The sequence below is a fragment of the Variovorax sp. GW821-FHT09D07 genome (assembly GCF_059416345.1).
Genome location: NZ_JBWKOY010000003.1, coordinates 531,444 through 556,771 on the forward strand (window position 1 = coordinate 531,444; position 25,328 = coordinate 556,771).

At 70.0% G+C, this 25,328-nt stretch carries 21 protein-coding genes; 3 read left to right on the plus strand and 18 right to left on the minus strand.

Going from position 1 to position 25,328, the window contains the following annotated elements; all coding sequences use genetic code 11:
* Positions 1–10 precede the first annotated feature (10 nt).
* The 4 genes from AC07OX_RS13905 to AC07OX_RS13920 all read right to left on the minus strand — a co-directional run bounded on the left by AC07OX_RS13905 (position 11) and on the right by AC07OX_RS13920 (position 6,635).
* A complete protein-coding gene (locus AC07OX_RS13905) occupies positions 11–2,515 on the minus strand; it encodes a type VI secretion system Vgr family protein (RefSeq protein WP_495331091.1) in 2,505 nt (834 codons plus the stop codon).
* 236 nt (positions 2,516–2,751) lie between these two features.
* The gene (locus AC07OX_RS13910; RefSeq protein WP_174250269.1) at positions 2,752–3,444 is read right to left on the minus strand and encodes a redoxin domain-containing protein; all 693 of its coding nucleotides are present in this window, start codon (positions 3,442–3,444) and stop codon (positions 2,752–2,754) included.
* 126 nt (positions 3,445–3,570) lie between these two features.
* Positions 3,571–5,799 (minus strand): protein-disulfide reductase DsbD family protein, encoded by a 2,229-nt coding sequence (locus AC07OX_RS13915; RefSeq protein ID WP_495261813.1) that lies wholly within the window; start codon positions 5,797–5,799, stop codon positions 3,571–3,573.
* 62 nt (positions 5,800–5,861) lie between these two features.
* Positions 5,862–6,635, minus strand: a complete 774-nt coding sequence (locus AC07OX_RS13920; protein ID WP_495261814.1) for an alanyl-tRNA editing protein — start codon at positions 6,633–6,635, stop codon at positions 5,862–5,864.
* Between the two features lie 130 nt (positions 6,636–6,765).
* On the opposite strand from AC07OX_RS13920, the gene AC07OX_RS13925 reads away from it, so the two are divergent.
* Positions 6,766–8,118: a PQQ-dependent sugar dehydrogenase gene (locus AC07OX_RS13925; protein ID WP_495261815.1), complete on the plus strand. Its 1,353-nt coding sequence runs from the start codon at positions 6,766–6,768 to the stop codon at positions 8,116–8,118.
* Positions 8,119–8,133: 15 nt separating this feature from the next.
* Here the strand turns inward: AC07OX_RS13925 and AC07OX_RS13930 are convergent, their stop codons facing one another.
* Together AC07OX_RS13930 and AC07OX_RS13935 are read right to left on the minus strand one after the other, a co-directional pair.
* On the minus strand, positions 8,134–8,703 hold the full coding sequence (locus tag AC07OX_RS13930) for a GNAT family N-acetyltransferase (RefSeq protein ID WP_495261816.1): 570 nt from the start codon (positions 8,701–8,703) through the stop codon (positions 8,134–8,136).
* A 14-nt stretch (positions 8,704–8,717) separates the two neighbouring features.
* Positions 8,718–9,728 carry a zinc-binding alcohol dehydrogenase family protein gene (locus AC07OX_RS13935; RefSeq protein WP_495261817.1) on the minus strand — a complete coding sequence of 337 codons (1,011 nt, stop codon included), beginning with the start codon at positions 9,726–9,728 and terminating at the stop codon, positions 8,718–8,720.
* Positions 9,729–9,817: 89 nt separating this feature from the next.
* Here AC07OX_RS13935 and AC07OX_RS13940 point away from each other — a divergent pair, with 89 nt between their 5' ends.
* A complete protein-coding gene (locus AC07OX_RS13940; RefSeq protein WP_095949478.1) occupies positions 9,818–10,726 on the plus strand; it encodes a LysR family transcriptional regulator in 909 nt (302 codons plus the stop codon).
* Positions 10,727–11,034: 308 nt separating this feature from the next.
* On the opposite strand, the gene AC07OX_RS13945 is transcribed toward AC07OX_RS13940, so the two are convergent.
* The 5 genes from AC07OX_RS13945 to pgaA all read right to left on the minus strand — a co-directional run bounded on the left by AC07OX_RS13945 (position 11,035) and on the right by pgaA (position 18,405).
* The gene (locus tag AC07OX_RS13945) at positions 11,035–11,832 is read right to left on the minus strand and encodes an SDR family oxidoreductase (protein WP_095743489.1); all 798 of its coding nucleotides are present in this window, start codon (positions 11,830–11,832) and stop codon (positions 11,035–11,037) included.
* Positions 11,833–11,953: 121 nt separating this feature from the next.
* A complete protein-coding gene (locus AC07OX_RS13950) occupies positions 11,954–12,520 on the minus strand; it encodes a PgaD family protein (RefSeq protein WP_159273740.1) in 567 nt (188 codons plus the stop codon).
* Positions 12,510–13,790 carry a poly-beta-1,6-N-acetyl-D-glucosamine synthase gene (gene pgaC / locus AC07OX_RS13955; RefSeq protein WP_307696621.1) on the minus strand — a complete coding sequence of 427 codons (1,281 nt, stop codon included), beginning with the start codon at positions 13,788–13,790 and terminating at the stop codon, positions 12,510–12,512. Before pgaC ends, AC07OX_RS13950 begins: the two co-directional genes overlap by 11 nt.
* Complete coding sequence (gene pgaB / locus AC07OX_RS13960; RefSeq protein WP_495261818.1) at positions 13,787–15,853, minus strand: poly-beta-1,6-N-acetyl-D-glucosamine N-deacetylase PgaB; 2,067 nt, start codon at positions 15,851–15,853, stop codon at positions 13,787–13,789. Before pgaB ends, pgaC begins: the two co-directional genes overlap by 4 nt.
* 8 nt (positions 15,854–15,861) lie before the next feature.
* Positions 15,862–18,405, minus strand: a complete 2,544-nt coding sequence (gene pgaA, locus AC07OX_RS13965; RefSeq protein WP_495263286.1) for a poly-beta-1,6 N-acetyl-D-glucosamine export porin PgaA — start codon at positions 18,403–18,405, stop codon at positions 15,862–15,864.
* Between the two features lie 309 nt (positions 18,406–18,714).
* On the opposite strand from pgaA, the gene AC07OX_RS13970 reads away from it, so the two are divergent.
* Positions 18,715–19,551, plus strand: coding sequence for a creatininase family protein (locus tag AC07OX_RS13970; protein WP_062480604.1), 837 nt, complete (start codon positions 18,715–18,717; stop codon positions 19,549–19,551).
* Positions 19,552–19,558: 7 nt separating this feature from the next.
* On the opposite strand, the gene AC07OX_RS13975 is transcribed toward AC07OX_RS13970, so the two are convergent.
* The 7 genes from AC07OX_RS13975 to AC07OX_RS14005 are packed head-to-tail and all read right to left on the minus strand — an operon-like array spanning position 19,559 to position 25,306.
* A complete protein-coding gene (locus AC07OX_RS13975) occupies positions 19,559–20,527 on the minus strand; it encodes a threonine dehydratase (RefSeq protein ID WP_495261820.1) in 969 nt (322 codons plus the stop codon).
* An 18-nt stretch (positions 20,528–20,545) separates the two neighbouring features.
* Positions 20,546–21,178, minus strand: coding sequence for a LysE family translocator (locus AC07OX_RS13980; protein WP_062480600.1), 633 nt, complete (start codon positions 21,176–21,178; stop codon positions 20,546–20,548).
* Between the two features lie 5 nt (positions 21,179–21,183).
* Positions 21,184–21,879 carry a VOC family protein gene (locus AC07OX_RS13985; RefSeq protein WP_495261821.1) on the minus strand — a complete coding sequence of 232 codons (696 nt, stop codon included), beginning with the start codon at positions 21,877–21,879 and terminating at the stop codon, positions 21,184–21,186.
* A gap of 13 nt (positions 21,880–21,892) precedes the next feature.
* On the minus strand, positions 21,893–22,816 hold the full coding sequence (locus tag AC07OX_RS13990) for a PhzF family phenazine biosynthesis protein (RefSeq protein ID WP_172438398.1): 924 nt from the start codon (positions 22,814–22,816) through the stop codon (positions 21,893–21,895).
* A gap of 5 nt (positions 22,817–22,821) precedes the next feature.
* Positions 22,822–23,463, minus strand: coding sequence for a glutathione S-transferase family protein (locus AC07OX_RS13995; RefSeq protein WP_070060273.1), 642 nt, complete (start codon positions 23,461–23,463; stop codon positions 22,822–22,824).
* 5 nt (positions 23,464–23,468) lie between these two features.
* Positions 23,469–24,104 (minus strand): DJ-1/PfpI family protein, encoded by a 636-nt coding sequence (locus tag AC07OX_RS14000; RefSeq protein WP_495261822.1) that lies wholly within the window; start codon positions 24,102–24,104, stop codon positions 23,469–23,471.
* A gap of 14 nt (positions 24,105–24,118) precedes the next feature.
* Positions 24,119–25,306, minus strand: coding sequence for an aminotransferase-like domain-containing protein (locus tag AC07OX_RS14005; protein ID WP_495261823.1), 1,188 nt, complete (start codon positions 25,304–25,306; stop codon positions 24,119–24,121).
* Between the last annotated feature and the right edge of the window lie 22 nt (positions 25,307–25,328).

Here is a 25,328-nt window from a genome sequence, read left to right on the forward strand (position 1 = left end):
ACTGGCCCTGTCAGATCCGGGGAGCCACAGGCGAGGCCTGACGTGCAGCGCGTGCCAGGCATTCCCAGCACACGCTCTGTGCCGTAGGCCCTGGCTTCTTGTCGGGGCCCGGCGTTCCGTGCATTGCCGCGTGTTCGATCCACGTGCCCAAGGTGCCATGCCGGATGCCGCCTTCGCTCCATTCGCTGAAGCTGGTGCCGCCGTTGATCGTGACCTTCTTCTTGGCGGTGATGTAGACCGTGTCTTCGGTACTCACGATGTCGATGTCTTTCAAGGCGGTGGCCTCGATGGCGTCGCTTTGGGCTTCGATGCGGATGTCGCCCTGCGACGCGAAGGCCTTGATGCCGCTCTTGAGCGTGAAGATGCGCATGCCTTCCGCCACGCTGGCGAGGAAGCGTTGGGCGGCGCTCAGTGAGGTGTGACCGGCGCTGGTGAACTGGATGTGTGCGCCGGTGTGCGCATGCAGGTGAGTGGTCGCCGTGGCTGCAATGCCTGCGGGGCTGGCGAGCACGAGATGGGGTGCGGCCAGTTCGGGGAAGCGGCCTTCGGTCGATGGGCTGCCGTGGCCCCGGAGGTCTTCGTTCTGCTGCTTGATGGCCTGGGCGACGGTGGACTGGTCGTCGTTGCTGTCCTGAGCCTCGGCTGTTCGGGCCGCTTCGGCCAGGCCTTCGATCTGGTCGCGTGCACTTGTCAGGCGTTGGATGGTTTCTCCCATGTCCTTGGCGTGGCGGGCCGCATCGGGGCGGCCTTCGGTCGTGATGAGCATGCCGTCCTGTGCCCTGAGCACGCCATGGGCGTCAGTGCGCAGCTCGAAGCCCTCGCCCCTGGGGTCCTTTCTGCCCGCGTTGTCCTCGATGCGCGTGATCGCCCCCAGGCTCAGGCTGGAACTCTGGTGATCGCTCTTGAGCTGCGCCTGGATTTTTTCGGCCGTGTCATCCAGGATCAGATGGTTCGACCTGCCCGCTGCACTGTTGCCCCCACCCTCCGTCAGCTCCCGGCTCCTGAACCCGCTCAATGCGCTCTGGCTCGGGAGTTGCCACGGCGGCAGATTCACCTGGTTGTGGACTCTTCCCATGCAGATCGGCAGGTCCGCGTCTCCCGCGATGAAGCTCACGATGACTTCCTGCCCGATGCGCGGGATCTGGATGCCCCCGAGCTGGTTGCCCGCCCAGGGCGAGCTCACCCGCACCCAGCAGCTGCTGTGCTGGTTCTTCTGTCCCTGGCGGTCCCAGGGGAACTGCACCTTGATGCGGCCCAGCTCGTCGGTCCACAGGTTCTGGCCCTCGGGGCCCACCACCAGCGCCACCTGCGGGCCGACCATGGCGGGCTTGGGCTGGGTCGGCTCGGGCCGCAGGGGCTCTGTGACCGGGTGGGCTGTGAAGTCCACCTGCACGCGCCATTGCTGCTTGCGCTGCGCAGTGGCTTCCCGGTTCTGGCTGTCTTCGGCCACGTCCTCGATGAGGAGGCTCGTGTCCAGGATCAGGTATTCGGCGTTGGCCGACTCCCTGGGATGCTTCTTCAACCGGAAGGTGCACCCGGGCACCATGCCTCGCAGGTTGCCGCTGGCCTGGGCCCGGGCGCCGTGGGTGCGCAGTGCCTGCATGCGCAGCAGGGAGAGCAAGTGGCCTTCTCCGTGAGGATCAGTGCTTGCATCAGTTCCCGCATTGGGCTGGGCGTAGTGGCTGCCTCCCGCTTCGGATGCATGCCACTGGTAGACCTCGCCCTCGGCCTGCCCGGTCGGGCGCGGGTCGCTTCGAGAAACACTCAGATCCGCCCTGGGCCGGGTGTAGTCGTAGTCCCGGGTGGCGTACTTCCCGCTGGTGAGCTGGTGCTGGGGAACGAAGCTGTGGATGTACTCGGCATCGATCTTCCAGCCCGGGGCGTGGTATTCCACATGCTCGTACAGCGGATCGCCGGCCGCATAGGCGCCCATGGCGTCCGAGAGCACCAGGCGGTGCTTGCCGTCCGAATGCTCGAAGTGGTAGCTGATGCCCCATTCCTGGCACAGGCGGGAGAAAAAGGCGAAGTCGCTCTCGTTGAACTGGGTCTGGTAGTCGCGCACGGGGTAGTGCTCGATCAGGCGCTTGTCCACGGAAAAGGCGTAGCCGCCCAGCAGTTCGTCCAGGATCTGGACGACGCTGAGGTTCTGGAAGATCCTGCAGTCGGTGCGCAGGGTGGCCAGGTGAAGCCAGGGACGCAGGGTGAGCTTGTACTGGGCGTGGCGCCCTTCCTCGCCCCACAGGGCCGCGTCGGTGATCAGGGCGTTGATCTGGCGGGGGGAAGAGCCATCGAGCTCGATCTCGCAGCTGATCTCCTGGCCGATGAAGGCATCCAGGTCGAAGTCGGCGCCGGAAGAGACGCCGGACAGAGCCAGCGCATCCGGGGTCTTGAGAAAGAGTTCGTAGGCAAAGAGGCTGTTGACCCCCTCATGCCCTGACAGCCGCACGGGCTCCAGTGCAGCCTGACCAAGAACAACAGGGATCGCGGCAGAAGAGACAGACAGCGTGCGCGGCATCGACGACTTCCTTGGGAGGAAAACAGGTCGCGCAGTTTGCGAGTCGCCCCGCGATCACACTGATAACAATCGTCAAACTCCACGCACCTCTCTCACCGTGCGTGGGATTTGTCATTCGTCGTGAAGAAGGATGAGCCTGTTCAAGGCCGGGAAACAGCGCCTCATCGAGGGCGCAAGAAAGGGAATGCTGCGCTCTGCCTTGAGCGTGATTCCCTGCGGGCACAGCGCCCGCACGCTCAACTCTTGTACTTGATCGAACACCCGTACGGCCGCGTGCTCGCCATCGACACCGGCTTGCCGCCGGTCACTTCGCCCAGCGCCTGGTTCACGTAGTTGGTGGCGGTCTTGATGTCGTCCACGCGGGCCGAGGCGATGCTGTCGATGCCGCCGGCATACACCAGCGTGCCCTTGGGGTCGATGATGAAGATGTGGGGCGTGGTGCGCGCGCCGTAGACCTGGCCGATCACGCCGTCTTCGTCCATCAGCACGGCGGTGGGCGCGGCCTTCTGCGACTTCATCCAGGCGTCGAGCGCGTCGGCCTTCAGGTAGTCGCTGGCGGCGCGCTCGGTGGAGTTGATGGCGAGCCAGACCACGCCCTTGTCGGTGGCCGCCTTCTGCGTGGCCGGCATGTTGCCGCTGCCGTAGTGCTTGCGCACGAAGGGGCAGCCGGGGTTGGTCCATTCGAGCACCACGAACTTGCCCGCGAAGTCCGAGAGCTTGTGCTTGGCGCCGGTGGTGTCGACGGCCACGAAGTCGGGCGCCTGCTGGCCCACGGCGGGCGCGGCGAAGGCGTTGGTGCCCATGAGGAAGGTGGCGCCCAGCGCGACGGCGGCGGCCACGACGGCGCGGCGGGAAGCGCGGCTGAGGGCGGCGCGCGCCTGGCGCGCGGCGCGAAGGGAGCGTGAGTCGACAGTGGGCGAGAGCGTCATGGCCAGCTTGAACTCCAAAAAACAAAATTCCAAACAACAACTGCAGCTTAGAACGGTTTCTTCAAGTGCGTGTGACAACCCATGACGGCGGCGTTGTCATCTCGTTTCAATTCACCGCATCGGCGCTCAAAGCGCTGCCAACGCGGCGCGCACCTCATCTTTGCTGAGGATTTCGGTCAGCACGACGGGCGCCTTGCCCGGTGCCTGCAGCACGTACACGGGCACGCCACTGCGGCCCAGCGCGGTGAGCGCGGCGGTGATGGCGGGGTCGCGACGGGTCCAGTCGGCGCGCAGCATGGCGACCTGCTTGGTGTCGAAGTCGGCGAGCACCTCGGCGTCGGCCAGCGTGCTCTTCTTGTTGTACTGGCAGGTCACGCACCAGGCGGCGGTGAAGTCGATGAACACGGGCCGGCCCGCGGCCGCCATGTCGCTCACGCGCTGGGCCGACCACGGCTGCCAGCGTTCGCCGTCGTTCGGTGCTGCCGAGGCCAGCTTCGCAGTCGGTTCAGGCACCTGCACGATGTTGCGGCCGATGGTGCCGGCCAGCACGGCGGTGAAGGCGATCATCACGGTGGCGATGACGACGCGCGTGCGTCCGGTCAGCGTGAGCGCCCAGACCACGGCGGCCAAGCACACCAGCAGCGCGAGCAGCGTGCCCGCGCCGTCGATGCCGCTTTGCTGGCCCAGCACCCAGACCAGCCAGGCCACGGTCGCGAACATCGGGAAGGCGAGCAGGCGGCGCAGCGTGTGCATCCACGGGCCCGGCTTGGGCAGCAGGCGCGCCACGGCCGGCACGAAGCCCGCCACCAGGTAGGGCAGCGCCAGGCCCAGGCCCAGCGCGGCGAACAGCAGCAGCGCCTGGGCCGCCGGCAGGCCGATGGCAAAGCCCAGCGAGGCGCCCATGAACGGCGCGGTGCAGGGCGAGGCGATCACCACGGCGAGCACGCCGGACAGGAAGTCGTTGGCCAGCGGATGCTTGGCCTGTGCGCTGCACACCGATTGCGGCGCGGCGCGGCCGAACTCGAACACGCCGGCCAGGTTCAGGCCGAGCAGGGTGAAGAGCGCCGCCAGCGCCGCCACCACGCCGGGCGACTGCAGCTGGAAGCCCCAGCCGAGCTGCGCGCCGGCCGCGCGCAGCGCCAGCATGGCGCCGCCCAGCGCGAGGAACGACAGCATCACGCCGCCCGTGTAGGCCAGCCCGGCCTTGCGGTGCGCGCTGGCGTTGCCGGCCTGCCGCGCGAAGCCCAGCACCTTGATCGCGAGGATCGGGAACACGCAGGGCATGAGGTTGAGCAGCAGGCCGCCGAGCAGCGCGCCGAGCAGGGCGACGATGAAGGTGCCGGCGGGCTGGGCTTGGGCTGCGACAGCAGGGGCCGCCGCCTGGGCCGCGTTGGCGGCCAGCGCCGCCTGCAGCGCGGGCGACACCTCGGCGGCGCGCGGTGCGACGGTGGCGGCGGGCCAGGTGCCCGACACCGGCGCCTCGGCGCGCCAGGCCACGGGCTGGCCGGCCTGGCGGTCGGCCTCGGCCAGCGCCACCACCACCGGCATGGCCGTGGGGCTTTCGCTGCGCTGGTCGGCCAGCGGCACGGTGGCGGTCCAGGTCGCGCCGTCCCAGGCCTGCGTCCAGTCCTTGCCGGAGACGGCGGCGGTGCGGATCACCTCGGGCGTTTCGGGGAAGAACTCGAGCGTCTTGCCACGCACGGCGGCGGGCAGGCCTTCGAGGCGCACCTTCAGCTGCTGGCCCTCGACGGCGATGGTGCCGGGCGCGCCCAGCGGCTGCGGCTGCGCGGCCTGCGCGGTGTCGAAGGCGGCCTTGTTCAGCGCGGTCGAGCCGCGCGTGGGCAGCGAGAGCGTGAACTCGCCCTCTTCGGGAATGCATTCCTTGCGGCAGACCAGCCAGGAGGCCTGCAGCTTGATGTCCATGGCGGGCGAGCCGCCGGTGAGCGCCACGTCGGGCTTGTAGAGCGTCGAGACCTCGAGCGGCACCGGCAGCAGCACGGTGTTCTCGTAGCCGTAGTTGGCAAGGGTGCCGACCGGGATCTTCTTGGGCACCGGCCAGGCGATCTCGCCGGTCGAGACACCGGCGGGCAGCGTCCACTTCAATTCCGTCGGAAGCCCCGAGTCGCCGGCGTTCTTCCAATAGGTGTGCCACTCGGGCTGGTGGGTGATCTGCAGCCCGACCCAGACCGGCGCGCCGGGCGCCACGCCCTGGGGCGCATGGGCGACCAGTTCGGCGCGCACGTGGGGGGTGGTGACCACGGCCCCGGTCTTCGGGGCCAGCTGGGCCGCAGCCGGCATGCAGGCTGCGGCGGTAGCTATCAGAAAAGTAGCGAAAGAGATGCGCGAAAAGGTCATGCCGGTTAGTCGGAGCCAGAGGGCGGGGCGAAGTTCCTGGGGTCCGGGTCTTTCCGGGGGGCTCAGACGGCGGTGGCCGAGGGCCAGCCCAGGACCACGCGCCGAGTGGTCGCGCTCTTCTTCTCGATCTTGGTGACGACCATGGCGCCGATTTCCGCCGTGTTGGCCACGTGCGTGCCGCCGCAGGGCTGGAAGTCGATCGACGGCGCGCCGCCGTCTTCGCCCGTGCCGCCGATGCGGATGGTGCGCACCGTGCCCGTGCCGCGCGGCGGCTGCACGCTCATGCTCTTGACCAGCGCGGGGTTGGCGTCGAGTTCGGCGTCGCTGATGGCGCCCACGGTCAGCGGGTGGGCGGCCTCGACCAGCCTGGCGAGGCCCGCGGTGAGCGTTTCCTTGTCGAGCGGGTCGATGATGTGGAAGTCGATGCGCGCGTACTCGGGCGTGATCGAGCAGCCGTTCACCGGCACCGGCACGAGGTGGCACAGCAGGTGGCTGGCGGTGTGAAAGCGCATCAGCCGGTGGCGGCGCTCCCAGTCGAGGCGGGCGGTGACGGTGTCGCCGGGCGCCAGCGCGGCCAGCAGCTCGGTCTGGTCGGGTGCGGGCACGTGGACGAATTCGGCGGTCGGCTGGCCTTCGGCGTCCTTGGCCTTGCGGGTGTCGGCGATGGCGATTTCGCGGCCGTCGGCGAGCACCAGCACGCCGGCATCGCCGGCCTGCCCGCCGCCCAGCGGATAGAACACGGTGCGGTCCAGCACGATGCCGGTGTCGTCGATGCGCAGGATGCGGGCTTCACAGGTGCGCAGGTAGGCGTCGGCGCGGAACAGGTCGTCGGTCATGCGGCGATGGTAGCGACGATGCGCGAAGGAGGTGCGCGCACGCCGGAAAGCGCCCACGACCGACACGCCCGCGCCGTGCGATTGCGCATGATCCGGCGGTCTGCGGCCGCCTGCCGCGCAAGGAATCTGCATGAACGCATCGCCGCACCTTCCCGTCCGCCTCGCTCTTTCCGCCGCGGCCGTGGCCGCCGTGCTGCTCGTCGCCGGCTGCGGCGAGGCCGCCAAGCTCGCGCCCGAGCTCACGACCGGCCCCCGGCCGCAGCTGGCCGATCCGAACAAGACGCTGATCCCCACCGTCAACGTGGCGCCCGCCGTCGGCTGGACCGACACCGCCGGGCCCACGCCCGCCGAGGGCCTGCGCGTGACGGCGCTGGCGCGCGGGCTGGACCACCCGCGCTGGGTCTACACCCTGCCCAACGGCGACGTGCTGGTGGCCGAGAGCAACAAGCCGCCCAAGCCAGAAGGCAGCGGCGCCGGCGGCCCGGTCGCCAAGGTGCGCAACTGGGTCATGGGCAAGGTCATGGGCCGCGCGGGCGCGGGCGTGCCCAGCGCCAACCGCATCACCCTGCTGCGCGACGCCGACGGCGACGGCCTGGCCGAGGTGAAGCAGGTGTTCCTGGCGAACCTCAGCTCGCCCTACGGCATGGCGCTGGTCGGCAACGAGCTCTTCATCGCCAACGCCGACGCGCTCGTGAAAGTGCCCTACACCGAGGGCCAGACCTCGGTCAGCGCCACGCCCACCGTGGTGACGGCGCTGCCCGCCGGCCTCAACCACCACTGGACCAAGAACGTCATCGCCAGCGCCGACGGCAGCAAGCTGTACGTCACGGTCGGCTCCAACAGCAACATCGGCGAGAACGGCATGGCGGCCGAAGAGGGCCGCGCCGCGATCTGGGAGGTCGACGCGAAGAGCGGCGAGAAACGCCTGTTCGCCAGCGGCCTGCGCAACCCCAACGGCCTGGGCTGGGAGCCCGAGACCAACGTGCTGTGGACCGTGGTGAACGAGCGCGACGAGATCGGCAGCGACCTCGTGCCCGACTACCTCACCTCGGTGAAGGACGGCGCCTTCTACGGCTGGCCCTGGAGCTACTGGGGCGGCGTGGTCGATGCGCGCGTCACGCCGCAACAGCCCGAGCGCGTGGCCAAGGCGCTGGCGCCCGACTACGCGCTGGGCGCGCACGTCGCGCCGCTGGGGCTGGTGTTCTCGCATGCGCGCGGCATGCCGCCCGAGTTCGCGAGCGGCGCCTTCATCGGCGAGCACGGCTCGTGGAACCGCAAGCCCAAGTCGGGCTACAAGGTGGTGTTCGTGCCCTTCATCGGCGGCAAGCCGAGCGGGCCGCCGGTCGACGTCCTCACGGGCTTCCTGAGCGCCGACGAAAAGGCGCACGGCCGGCCGGTGGGCGTGGCGCTCGACAAGGGCGGCGCGCTGCTGGTGGCGGACGACGTGGGCAACGCGGTGTGGCGCGTGTCGAAGGCGAAGTAGCCCGGCGCGGTCGTTTCAGCGCTGCGGGTTGCCGATCCGGAACAGCCGGTGGCCGCGCAGCGCATCGCCTTCGGGCACCGCCGGATGCTCGAAGGCGCCGGCCACGTCCTCGTGCATGCCGATGCGTGCCATCACGGCGGCCGAGCGCAGGTTGCCGTTGGCGGTGAACGCCACGATTTCTTCGAGCCCGAGCCGTTCGAAGCCGACCTGCAGCGCGCCGCGCGCCGCCTCCGTCGCGAAGCCCTGGCCCCAGCTGGCGCGCGACAGGCGCCAGCCGATCTCCACGCAGGGCGAGAAGGGCAGCGTGGCCATCGGCACGTTCAGGCCGGTGAAGCCGATGAACTCGCCTGTGTCCTTGCGCTCGACGGCCCAGAAGCCCCAGCCCTTCTGCGCGATGAGCGCGCGGGCACGGTTCGCCGCTGCGTCGCTCTCGGCGCGCGTGGGCAAGGGGAGCAGGAATTCCATCACCTGCGGGTCGCAGGCCAGCGCGAAAAATGGCGCGAGATCACTCTCGCGCCATTGGCGCACCCGCAGGCGCGGGGTCTCGAATTCGATGAGGGGTGGGTGTGTGCTTTCTTCGGTCATGCGACCGATTGTGCTCAGAACCCGGCCAGCACCACCTTGCCCTGCGCCTTGCCGCTCTCGATGAGCGCATGTGCCTTGCGCAGGTTCGCGGCGTTGATGGTGCCGAAGCTCGCATTCGCCGTGGTGCGGATGCGGCCCGCGTCGACCAGCGCGGCCACTTCGGCCAGCAGCTTGCCTTGCTCGGCGATGTCGGGCGTGGTGAAGCGCGAGCGCGTGAACATCATTTCCCAGTGCAGCGAGATGCACTTGGTCTTCAGCGGCATCGCGTCGAGCACCTTCATGTCGTCGATCACCGCGAGCTGGCCCTGGGGCTTGAGGCTCTCGATGAGCTGCGCGTAGTGCTGGTCGGTCTGCGTGAGGCTGGCGACCATGTCGACTTCGTCGATGCCGGCGGCCTTCAGTTCGGCGGCGAGCGGCTTCGAATGGTCGATGACGACGTGCGCGCCCAGTGCCAGGCACCACTCACGCGTTTCGGCGCGCGAGGCGGTGGCGACCACGCGCAGCTTCGTGAGCTGGCGTGCGAGCTGGATGAGGATGGAGCCGACGCCGCCTGCGCCGCCGGTGATCAGCAGCGTCTGGCCTTCGCCGCCGTCCTTGGGCACCTGGAGGCGGTCGAACAGCAGTTCGTAGGCGGTGATGGTGGTCAGCGGCAAGGCGGCGGCTTGCGCGTCGTCGAGGCTTTTCGGTGCGAGGGCGGCGATGCGCTCGTCGACCGCGTGCAGCTCCGAATTGGCGCCGGGGCGAATGATGGAGCCGGCGTAGTAGACGCGGTCGCCGACCTTGAAGTTTTGCACGTCGCTGCCGATGGCTTCGACGGTGCCGACTGCGTCCCAGCCCAGCACCTTGGCCTGGCCGGCTTCGGGGGCGGCGTTCTTGCGGACCTTGGTGTCGACCGGGTTGACCGACACGGCCTTCACGCGCACCAGCAGGTCGCGCGCGCCGGGCACCGGGGCGGGGAGCTCGATGTCCTGCAGCGATTCGGGGTGGTCGATGGGGAGGGGCTGGTGGTAGCCGACGGCTTTCATGGGAAGAGACCTTCTTTCTGGAACGATGGCTGGACTGTAGGATGACAACGTCTGTTTGATAAGGTGGCCTTAATCACCAACACTTTCAAATGAAGATTGAAAATATATCGGACCTGCAGGTGCTCGTGCAGACGGCGCGTGGCGGCACGTTGACGGCGGCGGGGCATGCGCTGGGGATCACGCCGGCGGCGGCCAGTGCGACGTTGAAGCGGCTGGAGGCGCAGTTGGGGGCGCGGCTGTTCGAGCGGTCGACGCGGGCGATGCGGCTGACGCCGCAGGGGCAGACGCTGCTCGACTATGCGGTGCGTGCTTTTGAATTGTTGGACGAAGGGGAGTCGCTGGTCACTGCGGATCGCGGCGAACTTGTCGGTACCTTGCGGGTGGCCTCGCCGTCGGACCTCACGCGCAGCACGCTGCTGCCTTGGTTCGACGAGTTTCTGGCGCTGCATCCGGGGGTGCAGTTGTCGCTGTCTGTCGGGGACCGGCCGCTGGACGTGATGCGCGACGAGGTGGATGTGGCGCTGCGCTATGGGGCGCTGGCCGATTCGCGGCTGGTGGCGCGGGCGTTTGCGCTGACGAATCCGGTGCTGACGGCTTCACCGGACTATCTGCGTCGGCATCCCTTGCCTCGGGTTCCGCAGGATCTGCTGCAGCACAACTGCCTGACGTTCAACCGCAGTGGGCGACGGCATCGGGTGTGGCGGTTTGCGCAGTTGGGGCAGTGGACGGAGGTGCGGGTGAATGGGGATCGCAGTGTGGATGATGCTTCGCTGGCGCGGGAGTGGACTGTGGCGGGGTATGGCATCTCTCTGAAGTCGGCGCTGGATGTGCGTAACGACATTCGGGAAGGTCGTCTGGTGCGGCTGCTGCCTGACTGGGAGACGGAGCCTTATCCGTTGCATGCGCTGTTGCCTAGTGGGAGGTTTGTGCCGGCTCGGGTTCGTGGGTTTGTGGATTTCCTGGCTTTGAAGTTCGAGGGGTTGTTGGCTTTGGGCTGAGTGTTTGGTTTCCGGGGCCGGGTCTCGCCCCGGCGGGCGACTCACTTTCTTTTGCTTCGCCAAAAGAAAGTAAGCAAAGAAAAGGCGACCCCACTGTCCGCGTCCCTCCGCTTCGCTGCGGGCAACCTGCGGTGCTCGCGTTTCGCGGGGTCTCGCCCAAACTCGCTTCGCTCAAACAAGGGCGAGCCCTGATCCGCGAAACGCTGCGCTCCTCGGCGCGGCCAGAGGGGAGGGGGAACGGGCGGGCCGTCGCTGCGCTCGGCCTGGGGGGATCGCTTCACTGCGTTCGCTGCCCCTGCTGTCCCTTGTCAGATCATCGGTGTTACTGCGCCATCCATTGCCACGATCGCGCCGGTCACATAGCTTGCCTTCGGCGACGCCAGGAAGAGCACGGTGTTGGCGACTTCCTCGGGCGTCGCGATGCGGCCCAGCGGCAGGCGTGCAGTGGCGCGTTCCAGCGCCTCATCGGTGTCGATGCCCTGCAGCTTCGCGTCGGCCTTCATGCCTTCCTGCAGCCGCGCGGTCAGCGTGAGGCCGGGGTTCACGGCGTTCACGCGCACGCCCTTCGCGGCGTAGGCGGCGGCCATGCCGGCGCTTACGAGCATGAGCGCGGCATTGGCCGCACCGCCGGCCATGTGCACGGGGCTGGCGACCTTGCCGCCCTGGCCGATGACGTTGACGATGGCGCCGCGGCCGCGCGTGCCCATGCGCTTCACGACCGGGTCGATCATGTGGATGTAGGTGAAGTACTTGGCATCCATCGCGTCGTGCCACGCAGCGGGCGTGAGCTCGTCGGGTGGGGTGCGGCGCGCGGCGCCTGCCGAGTTGACGAGCACGTCGACGGGGCCGAAGGCCTGCTCGGCGGCGTCGAGAGCGGCCACGGCGCTGGCGGGGTTCTTGAGGTCGGCGGCGTGCAGGCTGACGCGGCCTTCGGCTTGCGGGAACGCGGCGAGCAGCGACTGCTGGCCCTGCTGCAGGTTCTGCAGGTCGCGCGAGACCAGGCTCACGCGCGCGCCTTCGCGCAGGAAACCCAGCGCGCAGGCCAGGCCGATGCCCTTGCTGCCGCCGGTGATGAGAACGTGCTGGTCCTGGAGCTGGAGGTCCATGTCGGGGGTCCTTGGAAGAAGGTGAATCTGTCTGCGGCGCTGCCGCCGCGCGATTGAATCACCGCCCCGAAACCCCTGCAGCGACGCGGCCGAAAAGGCCGCGTCGGTTGCCCTGTGCGCGTCAGGCCTTGCGGCGCTTCGCTGGCGTTTCCTCTTCCAGCGCGGCCGGCGCGGTGTCGGTGGCGTCGCGCAGTTGGCCGTGATGGTCGTGGTGCGCCAGCAGCTGGCGCGTGCGTTGCCAGGTCGACAGGCGCGCGGGGGCGACTTCGATGTACGACGCCAGCGCGAACAGCGACGACTGTTCCTTCTCCGGCGGCGTCTCGCTGCGGTGCTGGCGGCGGCGCAGCGGGCCCATGATCAGCATCGAGGCGAGGATCACGCCGATGACGATGGCGTACAGGCCCAGCAGCTGAAGCACCTCGGGCTGGGAGCGCGCGCCCATCACGTAGGGCCAGGCGTACCAGATGGCGCAGAACCAGATCGCGACGGTGATCGCGGGACGCAGCACGCGCAGCCACAGGTACATGGCCAGGGTGCGTGCCGGCGAACGGCCGTTGCCGAAGGCGTGCAATGGAATGCGCGCGGCGTCGATGATGGGTTCGTCCACCGCGGGTTGGCCCCACGAACGGGTGCGGGGCGGCGGGGCTTCGTGCAGCGCCGGCGAAGAGAGTGGGTTCTCAGGATGCATCGGAAGAAACTCCTCGGTCAGGGCTCGTCCACACCGCGCGCTTGCCGCGACGACGCATCAGAGCGTTGGGAAGGGCGACCACCGTGGTGGCCATCGTGATCGTCCAGAACGCGATCGGGTACCAGATCGTTCCGGCGAAATAGCGCATGAGGTCGCGGTCGTAGCGACGGTCGATCCACAGGCTCAGCAGCATCTGCAGGATGCAGGTCATGGCCAGCAGCGTGCCCTGCCAGTGCGGCAGCAGCGCCGAATGCCAGGCCGACTCGTGCGGCAGGAAGGGGCGGATGAAGCTGATCAGCAGCACCAGCGCCATCGCATAGGCCCACACCACGCTCACCATGTACTCGCTGTAGATGAGCCACAGGCGCCAGCTGCGCAGGCGCAGGATGGACGGCGTGATGCGCAGCATGGTCTGGATGCCGCCGACGGCCCAGCGCAGGCGCTGCTTCCACAGGCCGCGCAGGGTCTCGGGCATGAGGATCCAGCACAGCGCGCGCGGCTCGAAGCGCAGGCGCCAGCCGGCGAGCTGGAGCTTCCAGCTCATGTCGATGTCCTCGGTGAGCACGTCGGGGCTCCAGAAGCCCACTTCGAGCACGGCGCGGCGGCGGAACATGGCCAGCACGCCCGACACCGTGAACAGCGTGCCGATGAGCTGCTGCGAACGCTTGATGAGGCCGATGATCGACGAGAACTCGCCCACCTGCATGCGCCCCAGCAGCGTGGTGCGCGTGCGGATGCGCGGGTTGCCGGTGACGGCGCCGATGCGATCCGAGGCCAGCATGCGCTTGAGCATCCAAGCGATGGCGTTGGGGTCGACCAGCGCGTCGCCGTCGATGCCCAGGATGTACTCGCCGCGCGCCAGCTGGCAGGCGGTGTTCAGGCCCACGGCCTTGCCCTGGTTGCTGGCGTTGTGGATCACGCGCAGGCGGCTGAACTCCAGCGTCATCTCGTCGAGCAGCTCGCCGGTGCCGTCGGTGCTGCCGTCGTTGACGGCGATCACCTCGTAGTTCGGGTAGCGCGTGCGCATGAGCTGCTCGATCACTTCGCGCAGGTGCGGCGCCTCGTTGAAGCAGGGCACCACCACGGTCACGAGCGGCTGCGAGGGCAGCAGCGGCAGCGGGTCGACCTCGACGTCGCGCTTGCGCTCGAACGACCACGCGTGCGAGAGGCCGCCCGCGATCCACACCCACGCCATGAAGAACGGGTAGTAGAAGACGAAGCCGAAGAGCACCGGCGGAATCAGGTCCACCAGCATCTGGAGCGTGTTCATCGGGGCTTCCCTCCTTCAGGCGGCAGCGTGGCGGCGTCGTGGTTGCGCCGGGGGGCGCGCGACAGCAGCGAACGCACCGAGATCGCGCGGCGCACGGTCTCCAGCGAGGGCTGGTTGTTCAGGAAGTCGTCGGGGTAGTAGCCCAGGTGCCGCACGCCGGCGCGCTGCAGCAGGGTCCACTGGCGCGTGAGCTCGGCGTCGGCCACGGGTTTCCCGGTGCGCCAATCGCGTGCCTGCAGCTCGAACACGGTGCGGTCCAGGCCGTGCGGCGTGGCGGCCGCGCGCTGCGCCAGGCGGCCCAGCCAGGCGTCGCTGTCGGCCGGGGTGCGGGCCTCCTGCTCCATGCGCGGCATGGCCATCAGGCCGACGTAGTCGTAGGCAGCAAGCGAGGCTTCATAGTTTTGGGCAAACCATTGCTCGGCCGCGGGTTCGAGCACCGGCCGCGCGTAGAGGTTGCGCGCCGTTTCCAGGGCAGGGCGCCAGGTGCCCACGCGCGCCGCGAGTTCGTGCGTGAAGTCGATCAGGTAGCGGGTCTTGGCCGTGGTCCAGCGGGCCATGAGCGCGGGGTCGGCGCGCAGCGCGGCCACGTCGGCCGGCAGGCCCCAGCGGCGGTAGGTGTCGAGCGCGGCGGGGCTGGCGTCCTCGTCGTCCGAGAGCATGGCGTCGTCGTGGAACAGCAGGCCTTCGAAGAAGGTGTGGCGGCCCAGGTCTTCGTACAGGTCGCCGACCAGCGTGCGCACGGCCGGATCGAAGGGCGAGAGCCGGTGGTAGCGGTCGGCCGGCGCGTCGCCCTTGAGCGTGCGCACCGTGTGCGTGGCCAGCGGGTTCGACGCCGGCAGCCGGTAGGCGGTGACGGGCATCCACGCGTAGACCTTCACGCCGGTGCGGCTGCGCAGCTGCCAGGCGGCGCGGGCGAACAGGTCGGCGCGCATCGGCAGGTGGCGGTTGGGAAAGTACAGCGCGTCGGCCACGCCGTCGCCGTCGGGGTCGGCATAGGCCTGCAGGAACACCGAGCGCGGGCGCACGGCGGCCACGCGCTCGATCAGCGCCGAGAGGTTGCGCTCCTGCTGGGCCGGGTCGGCGTCGTACACGTAGTCGAGGTCGACGTGCATCACGCGGTTGATCGGGCGCACCTCGCCGCCCACCGGGCTGCGCAGCATCTGCACGTAGTCGGGCGCCTCGTTGTCGTAGGCGGCCAGCGCGCGGCGGATGCGGCTGAGCGGAATCTCCTTCGTGTTCGCGCCGTCGTCGAGCGTGAAGGTGATCGGCATGCCCACGCGCGCCGAGGCTTCCAGCGCGGGCGTGTTGTAGGCGCCGTAGGGCCACACGGTGGCGCGCACCTTGGCGCCGGTGCGCTTTTTGATCAGTTCGCGGCTGCGGCGCAGGTCGGTCTCGATGCGGCGCAGGTAGGCGGCGTCGTCTTCGTAGCGGCCGGTCTTCGGGTCGTAGCGGTGCGTGGCCGCGGCGGGCAGCATGTTGCCCTGCGGGTTGGCCTGGATGCCGGTGTGCATCGCGTCGGTGTGGCTCGCGAACTCGACCAGCGGCGAGCGCGCCATCTCGGCGGCTTCGCGCCACAGCAGGAAGTTCTCGCGCGGCGCGGGCTTGTCGCCCCAGTGCACGTGCTGGCCTTCAGGCACCTCGAGCCAGCTCGTCACCAGCGCGAACAGCGCGGGGTAGTTGAAGCGCTGCAGCAGCGGGAACACGTGCGTGTAGGCGCTGCGGTAGCCGTCGTCGAAAGTCAGCAGCACGGGCTGCGTCGGCAGCGGCTTGCCGCCGTTGCGCGCATCGATGATCTGCTGCAGGCTGACCGGGTGGTAGCCGCTGTGGCGCAGCCAGGCGAACACTTCGGCGAGCGTGCGCTCGTCGATGGCGGTTTCGTCGGGCGAGGTCTCGAAGCTGGCGCGCACGTTGGGGCGCACGTCGTGGAACGAGATCACGCGGAAGTCGACGCCGTTGTCGGGATCGGCGGGCAGCACCGGCGCCGCCAGTGCAGGCAACGACGCCGCCAGCAGCAGCCCGAGCAGGGCCGCGCGCAGCCGGAGGAAGAAGGTAGGGGCTTGCATCACGGACATCACTGCAGGGGCATCGAAAGGTTCAGGAACACGCCGCGCTGTTTTTCGCGCACGCCGTCGTAGGGGTGGCTGCCGAAGGTCAGGCCGTAGCGCAGCGTGAGCTTCTGGCCCAGGGCCCAGCGGTGCTCGTAGCGCACGTTCCACAGCGGGCCGCTGCCGAAGCCGGCCTGCTGGTAGCTGCCGCCGCCGAGCTCCAGCACCTGGAAGAACTGGCGGTCGTCGCTTTTCCAGGTGAGCCACTGGCCGCGCACCGACAGCTGCGCGCTGGCGTCGCGCGAGGGGCTGAAGTAGCGCACGTCCTGCAGGCGGCTGCGGCTGGCATCGACGCCCAGCCGCGTCTCGATCTGGAAGCGCGGCGTGCTGACCCAACGCTCGCGCCAGCCGAAGTCGAGGCCGTCGCGCAGGTTGCCGTCGCTGAAGTCGAGCCGGCGCCATTGCAGGTCGAAGCGGCGCGACTCGTTGACGACGTAGGCCGCGCTGGCGCCGAACTCGCGCGCGCCGATGGCCTGCGCGCCGAAGGGCACGGCGCGGGCCTTCCAGGGCAGCTCCTTGCTGTCGCCGTCGTAGGTGGCCGACAGGCGCCAGGCATCGCTGGCGCGGTAGTCGACGCGGCCGGCCACGCTGTTGCGGTAGCGGCCGCTGTTCGCATGCTGCAGCACGCCTTCGGCCAGCCAGCGGCCTTGTTGCCAGCTCGCGCCGAGGCCGCCGCGCGCCCACTGGGCCGTGCCTTCGGAGGTGTAGCCGCGGCCCAGCGTCTGCGCGTAGAACACGCGCCATGCATCGCCGATGAGGCCGGAGCTGAGCCGGCTGTCGACGCGCCATTCGCGGCTGGCCAGCGTGCCGCCGCCGCGCGAACCTTCGGCATCGATCTCGAGCTGCGGGCCGACCAGCGAGCGGCGCTTGCGCGCCATCTCGCGCACTTCGGCGGCGTCGGGCGCGTCGGCCTCGAGCGACTCGGCACGGATGCGGGCCGCGCGGAATTCGTCGGCGTCGAGCAGCGCCTCGACATGGCCGGTGCGCACGCTCAGGTCGTCGGGGTGGTCGGCGCTCAGCGCCTCGAAGCGCGCCACGGCCGCCTCGGGGTGCTCGCGCAGCCGCTCGGTGAGTGCGGCGCCGTAGGCGTAGCCCGCGTTGAGCGGGGCTTCCTGCGTGAGTGCGTCGAAGCGCGGCTGCGCGATCTTCGGGCGGTCGCCGTAGAGCTGCAGCAGCGCACTCAAGCCGCTCACCTCGGAGAACTGGTCGTTCGGGCGGCCGGCCTCCGGTGCCAGCCGCATCAGCACGGGCGTGGCGCTTTCGATGCGCTGGAGCAGCGCCTCGGCGTCGTCGAAGCGGCCGGTGTCCAGGTAGGCGTAGACCAGGCCGAAATGCAGGCTGTCGGGCATCGGCAGGTCGACGACCGCTTTCTCGAACAGCGGCACGGCATCGGCCGAGCGGCGCTCCTGCGCCAGCGCGCGGGCGGCGGTGCCCAGCGCGTAGGGCGGCAGCGCGGTGCCGTCGCCACGCAGGCTGTCGTACAGCGCGATGGTGTCGGCGGGACGGCCGCGCTCCAGCAGCGCCATCATGCGGTCGGACTGCAGCCGCATGCGCAGCGTGCGCCAGGTGTCGGCGTCCTGCGGGGCGGGCTGAGCGAGCGCGGCGTCGACCCGGGCCAGCGCGCCACTCTGGGCGGCCAGCACCTTGTCGAGGTCGGTGACACGCGCCGCGCCCAGGCGCTGGTCGCGCGCCTTCACGGCCCAGCGCAGCTGCTGCGCCAGCGCCTGCTGTTCGAGCAGCGCGAGCGTCAGCGGCGCGAGGCTGCCGGGCTGCTTGCGTTCGGCCGCCTGCGCGTCCTCGAACGCGGCGGTGGCGCCGCCGTACTCGGCCAGCAGGAAGTCGGCGTCGCGCTGCACATCGCGGCGTTCGGGCTGCAGCGCGGTGATCTCGCCGTAGGCCGTGAGCGCCTGGAACGGCTGGCCCTGGGCACGCGCCAGTGCGGCGCGCAGGTCGAGCAGCGCGACGCGGTCGGCGACCTCGGTGGGCGCGGGCTGTGCGAGTGCGCGGTAGAGGGTTTGCGCGCCGGCCGTGTCGCCGCTGGCCAGGCGCCAGAAGGCTTCATGGATGCGCGGTTCGCGAGCGGCCGGCTGGCGCGCGCGCCAGACCTTGACGGTGTCGCCTTGCAGGGCGATGTCGCCCGTGCGCCGCGCGGCGCCAGCCAGTGGGCCGAGCGCGTAGTCGCCCAGCTCGCTCGGCGGCACCTGGCGGCCGACGGCCACCGCGTCGGCGAAGCGGCCGTCGGCCACCGCGATCGCGATGGCGTCGGACGCCACGCGCCGGCGTTGGTCGTCGGCCAGGGGCGCCGCCAGCCATTGGCGCAGCTGCTGCAGGGCTTGGGCCGGCGCGATGCGGCCGGCGCGGCGCGCGACGATGAGGGCGTCGTGCTGCGAGGCGTCATACGCCAGCGCGCTGCCCAGGGGGGCGGCCGGCGAGGGCGCGACAGTGGATTCCGCGTACGCGGTGCTGCTTCCGAAGACCAGCACGCACACGATCGGCGGCAAACCCCGCACGGCTCGTGCGAGATGGTGAGGCAATGCCTTGAAGGGCGCGACTTTGCGCCCGGCAACGACGGTGCCTCCATTTTTTTGTGGATGGATGGACACGCTACTCCCTTTTGCGTGAACTCTCCTGGGCCGTGACAAGCCGTGGCGGAAAGTTCGTGAAAAGGGACTCTAGGCCAATTTGTAAACAATAGGACCGAACATCGGGAAAGATGAGAACTAATCGTGAACAGATTCGCGATCAATTCATCCGATGTTGGCAAGTTGTATGCAAGTGTTGCCCATGCGTCGCCCATGGCCCCGTCCTAAGATCGCGGCATGAACGCACTTCCGGTCTCTTCGCCCCGTTGGCCCCGTTTCTGGTCCCAGTTGACGACGCGCGATTTCGCCGCGCTCGACGCGGCGACCACCGTGGCGGTGCTGCCGCTGGGCGCGACCGAGCAGCACGGCCCGCACCTGCCGCTGGGCGTGGACACCGTGCTGGCCGACGGCATCGTGGCCGCGGCGCTGCCGCTGCTGCCGCCGGAACTGCCGGCGCTGTTCCTGCCGACCCAGCAGATCGGCCTGAGCCCCGAGCACGCGCGCTTCGCGGGCACGCTCACCTTCTCGGCCGAGACGCTGATCCGCATGTGGAACGAGATCGGCGCGGGCGTGGCGCGCGCCGGCGTGAAGAAGCTGGTGCTGTTCAACGCCCACGGCGGCCATGTGGGCGCGATGGACATCGTGGCGCGCGAGCTGCGCGCCGCGCACGGCCTGATCGTCTACAGCGTGAGCTGGTTCAACCTGCCGCTGGGCGATGCGAACGCGCAGTTCAGCGCCCGGGAGCACCGCTTCGGCGTGCACGCGGGCGAGATCGAGACCTCGATGATGCTGGCGCTGACGCCCGCACTGGTGCGCATGGACGAGGCGAAGGATTTCAGCTCCACCTCGGAGCAGCGCGCGGCCGACTGCGCGATCCTCGGCAACGGCAAGAGCGCCAAGCTCGGCTGGGCCATGGAGGACTACAACGCGCAGGGGGCGGCCGGCAATGCCGCAGCGGCCACGGCCGCGAAGGGTCAGGCGGTGATCGATGCGGCCGCGCAGCAGTTGGCGCTGCTGCTGGCCGAGGTGTCCCAGTTGCCGTTGAGCACGGCGAACACAGGGCCGCTGCCCTGAGAGCGGATCAGGCGCTGCGCCCCAGCACGCCGGCGAACATGTCGGCATCGACATTGCCGCCGCTCAACGCAACGCCCACCGTCTGCCCGCGCCAGCGTTCCTTCTGCTGAAGCGCGCCCGCCAAGGCGGCAGCGCCCGCACCTTCGGCCACGTTGTGCGTGTCGCTGAAAAGCACGCGCATGGCCTCCGCCACTTCATCGTCGGTCACGGTGATCACGTCGTCGGCTTCCTGCAGGATCACCTCCAGCGACTCGGGCACCGGCGTGCGGCAGGCCATGCCGTCGGCCAGCCGCGTGGTGGCGGGCGACTCGACCGCACGGCGCGCGCGGAACGAATCGCGGTAGGCCGTGGCATGCGCCGACACCACGCCGATGAGCTTGGTCGACACGCCGCAATGCGCGCGCGCCGCCGCCGCGCCGGCAAAGCCGGAGCCCAGGCCGATGGGCACGAACAGCACGTCGGGCGGTGAAGCTTTCAATGCACTGAAGAACTCGACATACGCGGTCGACACGCCGCGCACCAGTTCGCGATGGAACGAGGGCACGCGGTGCAGCGCATCGCGCTCGGCCAGCACCGCCGCATGTTCGGCGGCCGCTTGAAAGTCGTCGCCGTGCTCGACCAGCGTCACGCCGAGCGCGCGCATCGCCGCGTTCTTCTCGCGCGAGTTGCCGTGCGGCACCACGATGGTCGCGGCCAGCCCGTGGCGCTGCGCCGCGAAGCCGACCGACTGGCCGTGGTTGCCACGCGTGGCGCTGATCACGTGGCGCACGGAGGGCTGCTCGCGCGCGAGGGTCTCGAAGTAGGTCAGGCCGCCGCGGATCTTGAAGGCGCCGACCGGCGTGTGGTTCTCGTGCTTGGCCCAGACCGTGGCGCCCAGGCGCTGCGACAGCTGCGGCCAGGTGTACTGGGGCGTGGGCGGCATGGCCGCATGCACGGTGCGCTGCGCGGCTTCGATCTCTTCGCGGGTGAATCGCATCGACGTCCTTCTTGTTGCTTACTTGCGTTCGGTGAGCGCCACGCGCACGGCCAGCGCGGCCAGCACGCTGCCCATGATGTAGCGCTGCGCGCGCAGCCAGCCGGCGCTTTGCGACAGCACGGCCGTGATGCTCGCGGCGCCGACGATCATCACGGTGTTGACCAGCGCGCTGCTCGCCATCTGCGCCATGCCCAGCTGCAGGCTCTGCAGCAGCACGGAGCCGCGCTCGGGATGGATGAACTGCGGGAAGAACGACAGGTAGAACATCGCCACCTTCGGGTTCAGTAGGTTCGTGAGAAAGCCCATGCGGAACAGCTTGGCCGGCGGATCGGCCGGCAGCGCGCGGGCCTCGAAGGGCGCGTTGCCGCCGGGCTTGACTGCCTGCCACGCGAGCCACATCAGGTAGGCCGCGCCGGCGAAACGGATCGCGTCGAACGCGACCGGCACCGCCAGCAGCAACGCCGTGAGGCCCAGCGCCGCGGCGAACAGGTGCACGAGGAACGCCATCAGCACACCGCCCAGCGAGATGAGCCCCGCGCGGCGGCCCTGGATCAGCGTGCGCGACACGCAATAGATCATGTTCGGCCCCGGCGTGAGCGCCAGCAGCAGCGAGGCGAGGGCGAACCAGGCGATTTCGGTCAGGGTGAGCATGAGAGTCAGAGTCCTTGCGATTCGAGGGTGACGGGGCCGCGCGGCGTGTCGAGCACGGCGACGAGGTTGGGTGGGCCGGCATCGACCGGCAGGCCGCCCATGCCGATGGCCGTGAGCGCGGCCGACAGCGCCGGCGCGCGCGGATGCGCCACGCGCAGCGAACGCAGCCCCAGGCCCGAGGCGGGCATGGCGTCGGTGGGGTGCACCGCGCCCCACTGGATCAGCGTGGGCAGCGCGCCGTAGAACAGGCGCTGGCCGTCGTCGCGCACCGTGATCTGCCATTCGAGCCGGCCGGCCGGCGTGTCGCGCGAGGCCTCGAGCAGGTGGCCGCGGTCGATGTGCGCATGTTCCTCGCGCGCGAGCGCCTGCGTGGCGGCGTGCGCATCGGGCACGCGCGCCACGAAGTGGATGAGCCGCGGGCCGCGCTGCGCGAGCGCGGCCTGCAGCGCGGCGTCGTCCAGGTCGAACCAGCGGCGCGTCTTCGGCCGCGACGGCGCCTTGCCGGGCTCGATCGCGATGATCTCGGCATAGGCGCGCGGGAACGCGGCGCTCGCGATGTTCAGAAGCCGGTTGTGCGTGCCCATCAGCGGGTGCACGCCGCCCGGCGCGGGCGTGACGCCGAGCGTGGCCTCGCACCACGCCACGCCCTCGGCCAGCGAGGCGGCGGCGATCACCAGGTGGTCGATTTCGGCGGGGGCCATGGCGTGCCTTTGTTCAGAGGGTGACGTGGCCGTCGACGCAGGTCACGGCATCGCCGCCGACCCAGATCGTGCCGTCGCTGTCGCGCTCGATGTGCACGCGGCCCGCGCGGCCCAGGCACTGGCCTTGCGCGGCCAGGTAGCGCTCGGGCATGTGGCCGTCGGCGATCAGCCATTCGGCCAGGCTGGCGTTGAGGCTGCCGGTGACCGGGTCTTCCTGCACGCCGATGGGCTCGGCGAAGGCGCGCACCTCGAGGTCGATCTTGGCGCCGTCGTCGTTCGGCGTGGCGGGGCGGTTGCCGAAGGCGCGCGCCTCGCGGTTCGAACGGCCGATGAGCAGCGAGGTGTCGTGCGCCGAGGGCACGCCGGCCACGCCGGCCTTCACGCCCAGTTCCTTCAGTGCGCGGTGGTCGGGCTGCAGCGCCAGCACGGCGTCGGCGTCGTTCAGCAGCAGGCCGAACCACACCGGGCCGTTGTCGAGCACCTGCGCCGCGATGACCTGCTGCGCCTTCAGGCCCAGCGCGCCGGCCACCTTGGCCAGCAGCGCGGGGCTCGGGGCGCTGCGCTTGAGCGGCGGCGCGGCAAAGGCCAGGCGCTCGCCGTCGCGCCGCAGTGGCACGAGGCCGGCGCCGCACTGCTGCACCACGCGGCCCGCCACCTTGGGCTTGCCGCCGGCCTGCAGCCACGCATGGCAGCTGCCGATGGTCGGGTGGCCGGCAAAGGGCAGCTCGCCGCCGGGCGTGAAGATGCGCACGCGGTAGTCGGCGCCCGGGTCGGTCGGCGGCAGCAGGAAGGTGGTCTCCGACAGGTTGGTCCACTGCGCGAAGCGCTGCATGGCGGCGTCGTCCAGGTCCTGGCCGTCGATCACCACCGCGAGCGGGTTGCCGTAGTAGGCGGTGGCGGTGAAGACGTCGACTTGCTTGAAGGGGCGGGATTTCATCAGGGTCATTCGAGGGAAAGGTCGAGCACGCCGCGCGTGCCCGGGCGGGAAAGCAGGTCGGCGTACCAGCGCTCGACGTTCGGCCAGGCCGGCCGGCGGTACTCGGCGCCGGGCAGGCCGAACCAGCGGTGCGCCTCGCAGCCGATCGGGATGTCGGCCATGGTGAAGCGCTCGCCGGCCATGTAGGGGCGCTGCGCGAGGTGGGCGTCGAGCATCGCGAACAGCGCCTCGCTCTCGCGCACCGACGCGGCGATCAGCGCGGGCTGGCGCTCCGAGGGCGGCGTGCGCACCCATTGCACGAAGGCGTCGCGGCTGGCGCGGTTGAGCGTGGTCTGCTGCCAGTCCATCCAGCGCTCGGCGTCGAAGCGCGCGGGCAGCTCGCTCGGGTAGAGCGTGCCGTGCGAGTAGCGGGCGCACAGGTAGCGCACGATGACGTTCGACTCCCACAGCGTGACGCGCTCGGCGCCTTCGCCGTCGTCGATGGTGGGCACCATGGCGTTCGGGTTGAGCGCGCGGTATTCGGGCGTCTGCACCACGCCGAATTTGCCGCCGGCCTCGGTGCGCTGGAAGTCGAGCCCGAGCTCCTGCGCGCACCACACGACCTTGCGCACGTTGATCGAACTGATGCGGCCCCAGATGTTGAGCATGGTGTTCAGTGTCCTTGTGCGGAAAGGGTCTCGGCCGTGGCCTGCAGGTACGGCTCGATGTTGCGCAGCGCGCGCGCCACGTAGTCGTCTTTCTCGCCGACCGGCGCGACGTAGTGCAGCGCGCTCTTCGCGGCCTCGAGGCCCTCGGTGCGCGCGATGAGCCAGGCCGCGAGGTAGGGCGCCGAGAAGCAGCCGCCCGCGGTGGCCACGTTGCCCTGCGCGAAGAAAGGCTGGTTGAGCACCTCGACGCCGGCTTCCTGCACCCAGGGCTTGGTCGTGAGGTCGGTGCAGGCGGGCACCGTGCCCAGCAGGCCGAGCTTGGCCAGCAGCAGCGTGCCCGAGCACTGCGCGCCAATGAGCTGGCGCGACGGGTCGAGCCCGCGCAGCACGCCCATCAGGCCCGCGTCGGCGGCGATCTCGCGCGTGCGGATGCCGCTGCCGACGATCACAGCACCCGCCTCGCAGGCCGCTTCGAGCGTCGCGGTGGCGTGCACCGTGACGCCGTTCATCGAGGTCACGGTGGCGCTGGGCGAGGCCAGTGTCACGCGCCAGCCCGGCTTCTTCACGCGGTTGAGCACGCCGAGCGCGACCAGCGAGTCGAGCTCGTTGAAGCCGTCGAAGGTGAGGATGGCGATGTGCATCGTCGTCGGCCTTGTCAGGCGTGGGCGGGGGCCAGCAGCGCCAGCTCTTCGCGCAGCGTGACGGCGAGCGCGGCGATGGCGGTGTCGATCTCCTCGACGCTGGCGGTCACGAACGACAGGCGCAGCGTGCGCGGATCGCCTTCGCCGGCGTAGAACGGCGCGCCGGGCACGAAGGCCACGTTGCGCTCCACGGCCTTGGGCAGCAGGGTCACGGTGTCGATGCCCTCGGGCAGGCGCGCCCACAGGAACATGCCGCCCTTGGGGGCGTTGAACTTCACGTCGAGGCCGGCCATCTCGCGGTGCAGCGCGGCGATCATGGCGTCGCGCTGGCGCTTGTACAGCGCGCGGATGGTGGGCACGTGGCGATCCAGGAAGCCGTCCTTCATCACGGCCGAGACCATGCGCTGCGTGAAGATCGGCGTGTGCAGGTCGACCGCCTGCTTGGCCTGCAGCAGCTTGGGGAAGATGGCCTTCGGCGCCACCAGGAAGCCCAGGCGCAGGCCCGGCGCCAGCACCTTGGAGAACGAGCCCAGGTAGATCACGCCCTCGGGGTTGCGCGCGGCCAGCGGCAGCGGCGGGGCTTCGTCGAACCAGAGCTCGCCGTAGGGGTTGTCCTCGACGATCGGCAGGTTCGTGGCGGCTGCGGCAGCGGAGACAGCGGCGCGGCGCGCCTCGGTCATGGTGCGGCCGGTGGGGTTCTGGAAGTTGGGCAGCAGGTAGACGAAGCGCGCGTCGGCCGCCTTGCTCACGAGGTCGTCGACGATCACGCCCTCGTCGTCGCTGGCCACGCCCACGGGGTGCGGCTCCATCGGGCCGAAGGCCTGCAGCGCGCCCAGGTAGGTGGGCGTCTCGACCAGCACCTTGCTGCCCGGGTCGATCAGCACCTTGGCCACGAGATCGAGGCCCTGCTGCGAGCCGGTGGTGATGAGCACCTGCGAGGCGTCGACGTCCCAGGGCAGCATGTCGGCCACGGCCTGGCGCAGCGGCGCATAGCCTTCGCTGGCGGCGTACTGCAGCGCGGCCTGGCCGTCGTTGTGCAGCACTTCGGCGCAGGCGTCGGCGAACTCCTGGATCGGGAAGGTCTTGGGCGAAGGCAGGCCGCCGGCCAGGCTGATGATGCCGGGGCGCTCGGTGACCTTGAGGATTTCACGCAGCACCGAAGGATTCATCTTGGCGGCGCGGGCGGCGAGTTTCCAGTTCATGGGAGGCTTTCTTCTTTCTGGC